We start from the raw sequence: 5,275 nt of genomic DNA, 5'->3' as shown, positions 1-5,275 counted from the left end.
AAAGGTCAAAACAATGAAAAAACTTTTATTGGCAACAGCCGTCTATGCAGCTTCATTTGGCTTTCAAACAAATGCCTTTGCTATCATGGTATATGATCCCGCGGCTGTTGGACAAATAATGAAACAAGTCCAGCAAGGCACACAACAACTTAACAAATTGCAAGAACAAATTCAACAAGGCAGACAACAGCTTGACCAATTAAAGAGCCAACTCGATCAAGCGAAACAATTATATAACTCCTTGAATGGAAAAACAGATTTGTCTGCTCTTCAAGAATTGCTCAACAAGCAAGGAAATAATGCTGCTCTCCCCTCTGATTTTAATCATTTAGAACAATCAATAGATGGCACCGGGGGTGGTAGCGGAAACACTGAAAAATGGAAAGAAAAACTTTTATACAAAGAACCATCGGGTGGTGGAGGATCAAAAGAAGCAGTTGATGCCTTTTACAAGCAAGAAGTGGAAAAATTGCACAATCGCAATGTAGGACAAGCAGCAACAGGGCAAGCTGTTTACGAAGATGCCGATAAAAAGAAAGAAGCCATTAGTAAGATTATTGAAAAACTCAAAAATGCTAAAACCGCTGCTGAAGTTCAAGACGCTCAAACACAATTAGCAGCTATACAAGCAATATTACAAGCAGAGGCTTTACAAACTCAAGCTACTTCTATGATTCAACAAGCTCAATCTGAAGCTGAAGCAATACGGATTAGAGAAGAAGCTAGTAAAAGATACCAAGATTATGCAAATCAACTTCGCGGTCATTAAAAGTTAAAGAGGGACTTAATCATGAACAAAGTTATTATCGCAGCACTACTACTTAGCACAGGGCTGATCACCGCTGGATGTGAAAAAACCTACAGTGTAGAAGATTTTAAGAAAGATGAAAATTTACTTAAAGAATGGGCGGTGAGATGTGGATTTACAGGAAATTCGAAAAACTGTCAAAATGCACGATTAGCCGATCATCAAATTCATGAAGAACGTCGGGCAAAAATTGACGAAGAAAATCGTAAACGTAGAGAAGAATTTGAGAAAAAACAACAAGAAGAAGAAGCTAAGAGAAACGCTGAATATGAAAAAAGGAGAGCTAAAGCAAAAAGCGAAAACAATTTCGATCCATAAAAATTATTATAACAATCAGGAATAAAAGTATTAAAAAAAATTATAAAATGGATATCCAATGGTAACAAAAGAATTATTTACCATGATAGATCAGCGTTTAATGAAGGCTCTTACAGATATAATGGATAAAACTATTAGCAATCTTTCAGGCGCTTTATCTGTTCCTCTTCAATCAGCTTGTATAATCTATATAGCATTTATAGGTTACAACATTATGTATGGGCGTTCTTCTATGCCCTTATGGGATTTTATAGCAACAACTTTCAAACTTGGCATCATCGTTACACTCACCACAAGAGCCGCTAACTATAACACATGGGTTACAAATATATTTTTCACTGATCTGCCTAATGCCATTTCAAATGCTACACAAGGTGCAATTTCTGATAAGAATGTCTGGGACAATATGATACAAAATGCTTATGCGCACGCCTTTGACGCAGCAAATAAATACAACGGATGGACTGAAGTTGGTACGTATATTGTTAACTGGATTGCTGGTCTTATTTGCTTAATTATTTCTGGGGTTTTTTGCACCATTGGTTTTATCGTCACAATATTTGCTAAATTTGGATCATTTCTTGTCATATCAGTGGGACCAATATTTATAGGTTTTGGTCTATTTTCAGCAACAAGACGTTTTACAGAAGCGTGGTTAGGTCAATTGGCAAACTTCATCATTTTGCAAGTATTAGTCGTGTTGCTTGGTAACGTGTATGTAAGTCTTGCAATGGAAATCCTTAAAGGTGACCTTACAGATATCATGTTTTCTTTACTTCAATTTTTGGTTATTGGCATTGGTGGGATTTATCTTTTCATCCATTTACCCGGAATTGCCTCTGCTTTAGCTTCTGGAGGAGCAGCTCTTACAGGATCAACACATTTAGCTCACCATTCTAGTAGAGCAGCTGGACGTGGTGCTCTTGCAGCCGCTCGTTCTGGTGTTAGCGGTCTAAGAGGTTTGGCGTCAAAATTTAGAGGAGGTTAATACCACAAATGCGGGGTTTAAAAAAAATTGGGATTATTTTGCCATTTCTTTTTCTTAGTGGCTGTATGTCTTCACCAAACACGCTGAAATCACTCCCAAAGTGTGATGGATATTCTAAACGTCCACTCAACAGATCAATGTGGAATTGGGAAGGGAAGAAGCCCACTCCAAGACCTATTATCATAAGTGGCAATACACAATCATCCGTGAAAGAGAGCAAACTTGAAACGCTTTTGGCACAAAAATTAACGGACGAAGAAATGAAGTCTTACAAAAATTGCGGGCAAAAAGCATGAAAGAAAACGCCGTAGAACAATATATTGCTGAAGCACGCTCGTTCGATCAAGATCGCATGCTCGCCTCACGCCGCACCACCCGCATCTCGCTTGCAATCGCCGGCATAGCCGTTGCTGTTGCAATAATGTCTTCTCTCGCGGTCATCACCCTCACGCCCCTTAAAACCGTAGAACCCTTTGTCATCCGCGTTGACAATTCAACCGGCATCACCGAAGTTGTGGAAGCCTTAAAAGAAGGTCCCACCAATGTCGACGAAGCAATCACACGCTATTTTGCCGCAAAATACGTCCGCTCCCGTGAAGGTTTCGCCGTAGAAGAAACGCAAAATAACTTCGAAACCGTCTCTCTCCTCTCCTCTCCTGAAGAACGAGAAAGATTTGCTGGATGGTACGGAGCAAAAAATCCCCAAAGTCCCCAACTTCTTTATAAAAACGCCACCGTTACAATAACAATAAAATCAATTTCCTTTATCAATGAAAATGTCGCCCAAGTGCGTTACTACAGAACTGTACGTAACAACGACAACAACAAAGAATTCATCACCCACTGGGTTGCAACCCTCACCTTTGAATATACCAATGCCCCTATATCTGTCCAAAACCGTTTGATAAATCCCCTAGGGTTTATTGTTAATGAATATAGAACCGATCCGGAAGTGGTCAACTGATCATGACAAAAAAAATTCTTTTTCTCATTCTTAACATCGCTATCACCCTTTCTTTAACGCCTAGCCATGCCAGTATTTTTCCCACCCGCGCGCCAAGCGATAGCCGCATTCGCTTTATCAATTATGATGCTTATAATGTTACAAAAATTATTGGCTCCATACGCTCATCGGTACAAATAGAATTTTCTCCCAATGAAGAAATTGCCCATGTGGCAATTGGCAACAGTGTTGCATGGGAAGTCGCCCCCGCTGGCAATATTCTTTTCCTTAAAGCAAGAGAAGTCCAACCCATTACCAATCTCCAAGTCGTCACCACAAAGCTTGATGGCTCAAAGCGCTCCTATCAATTTGAACTTACGATCAAAGATGGGGAAATTTCANACAATCCCAACGGATTGATAATGTCTTCAACGCTTATGAAATATACGGACCTCGCAATTGGGCTTACACCGCTCAAGGCTCTATCACTCTCGAACCCTCCTCCGTTTATGACAATGGCAAAACCACAACATTTACATTTCCAAACAACCAAGAAATCCCTGCCATTTATATTGTCAGCAATGACGGTACAGAATCGCTGGTTCCCAAAACCACAAGAAGCAACATGGTGATTGTCCACGCCATTAGCGCACGCTTCACCCTAAGACAGGGAAAAAACGTCCTATGCGTCTTTAACGAAGCCTATCAACCAAAAGGCACAAATCCAAATACCGGAACAACCTCACCATCTGTTGAACGTAAAATTGCATCAGATCTTTAAATAAGCGGGAATTGAAGGGGACAACACATGAGTGATAAATCAATCATCGACGATCGAGGATCTATTGGAGATGGCAAAAATAATACATCAAAATCGGATACAAAAAAAAATAATCATTATTATAGCTTTTGTAGGATTTTGCGCATATGTGCTTTGGAATATATTTTCAACACCACCAACATCAAAAGACACGGCAAATATCCATAAAAAACAAGAATTTAATAACTCAGTTACTCCCTTAGAATTAGTTTCCGCTGAATCACAAGCAAAAATTGCTCCAATTACACTACCAACACCATCACCAACACCAGAAAAAATAGTTGAACATGATCCTTTACTTGATGCAGCACAACGTTCTCCAGTATTGGCTTTTACGAGCAATCCCCACCCTTCTTCAACTCAAATACCGAGAAATAACTATAGTAATAATATAAGTGAAACTCCTAACAATGATTCACAAAGTTTTTCCTCACTTCTAAAGCCTACAAAAATAGAAGGTACAAGAGCTGGGATCATGGGAAATAGAAACTTTATCATCGCCATGGGAACCTCTATCCCCTGTATCTTAGAAACGGCATTAAACAGTGACCAACCAGGCTTTGCAAGCTGCATCATCAACCGTGATATCCTCTCTGACAATGGGCGCGTTGTTTTGCTTGATAAAGGAACCCAAGTCGTTGGAGAATACCGAGGAGGGCTTAAAAAAGGTCAATCTCGCCTCTTTGTGCTCTGGACAAGAGCAAAAACACCAACCGGTGTCATCATCAATCTTGCATCTCCCGCAACTGACAGTTTAGGGAGAGCTGGTTTTGACGGCAACGTCAACACCCATTGGTGGGAACGCTTCAGTTCAGCATTATTACTCACCGTTGTTGATAGCGTTACAACAAACCTAACCAATAAAAAGAAAGGCAATTCTAACTCAGGTGGTGGTTTCAACAGCTCTGAAGCAAGCAATATCGGAAAAGATACAGCCACCGTTGCTCTTGAAAATCAAATCAACATCCCTCCTACCCTAGAAAAATTTCAAGGCGAACTCGTCAACATCTTTGTAGCAAGAGATCTCGATTTTTCATCTGTCTATAAACTAGTCGTAACAAGCAAAAGGTATCACTCTACTCCAAACTATTCCTTTTTTCATTAAGTCAATAAAGCCACATTATGCCATCAGCAAAAAATGCAGAACGAGCTTCCATCGTTTTAACAAAATTAAAGATCTTAGATGACTTCCTTAATGATGAAAATTTATTTGAGATTGTTGTCAATCGCCCAGGCGAAGTGATTGTTGAGGGTCCCAATGGTTGGCAAACCCACATCTTAAAAGAACTAACCTACAGCGAGCTAGAAGGGATTGCAAAAGTTGTTGCTGCCTACACAACACAAAAAATCAGTGTAGAAAACCCCGTTCTCTCCGCAACACTGCCAAACAACGAACGC

Annotated in this window: 6 protein-coding genes and 2 pseudogenes; all 8 read left to right on the top strand. The window is 39.9% G+C overall.

The genetic code is table 11. The features are described 5' to 3' along the window. Positions 1-13 precede the first annotated feature (13 nt). Positions 14-769, top strand: a complete 756-nt coding sequence (locus ACFIMG_RS00055; RefSeq protein WP_375678762.1) for a type IV secretion system protein — start codon at positions 14-16, stop codon at positions 767-769. Between the two features lie 21 nt (positions 770-790). Next, on the top strand, positions 791-1,126 hold the full coding sequence (locus ACFIMG_RS00050; RefSeq protein ID WP_375678761.1) for an EexN family lipoprotein: 336 nt from the start codon (positions 791-793) through the stop codon (positions 1,124-1,126). Positions 1,127-1,184: 58 nt separating this feature from the next. Further along, positions 1,185-2,114 (top strand): type IV secretion system protein, encoded by a 930-nt coding sequence (locus ACFIMG_RS00045; RefSeq protein ID WP_375678760.1) that lies wholly within the window; start codon positions 1,185-1,187, stop codon positions 2,112-2,114. Between the two features lie 8 nt (positions 2,115-2,122). Continuing rightward, positions 2,123-2,410: a type IV secretion protein VblB7 gene (locus tag ACFIMG_RS00040; protein WP_375678759.1), complete on the top strand. Its 288-nt coding sequence runs from the start codon at positions 2,123-2,125 to the stop codon at positions 2,408-2,410. Continuing rightward, positions 2,407-3,078 carry a virB8 family protein gene (locus ACFIMG_RS00035; protein ID WP_375678758.1) on the top strand — a complete coding sequence of 224 codons (672 nt, stop codon included), beginning with the start codon at positions 2,407-2,409 and terminating at the stop codon, positions 3,076-3,078. Before ACFIMG_RS00040 ends, ACFIMG_RS00035 begins: the two co-directional genes overlap by 4 nt. A 2-nt stretch (positions 3,079-3,080) precedes the next feature. Continuing rightward, a pseudogene (locus tag ACFIMG_RS00030) lies at positions 3,081-3,838 on the top strand (TrbG/VirB9 family P-type conjugative transfer protein). Positions 3,839-3,908: 70 nt separating this feature from the next. Then, complete coding sequence (virB10, locus tag ACFIMG_RS00025; RefSeq protein WP_404977485.1) at positions 3,909-4,982, top strand: type IV secretion system protein VirB10; 1,074 nt, start codon at positions 3,909-3,911, stop codon at positions 4,980-4,982. 17 nt (positions 4,983-4,999) lie between these two features. After that, positions 5,000-5,275: pseudogene (locus ACFIMG_RS00020) on the top strand (P-type DNA transfer ATPase VirB11); the annotation flags it as partial.

Origin of the sequence: Bartonella sp. AP11XZML (genome assembly GCF_042196445.1) — a bacterium.
Lineage (GTDB): Bacteria > Pseudomonadota > Alphaproteobacteria > Rhizobiales > Rhizobiaceae > Bartonella.
The sequence above is the reverse complement of the archived record's forward strand: the minus strand, read 5'-3'. Positions and strand labels throughout refer to the sequence as shown.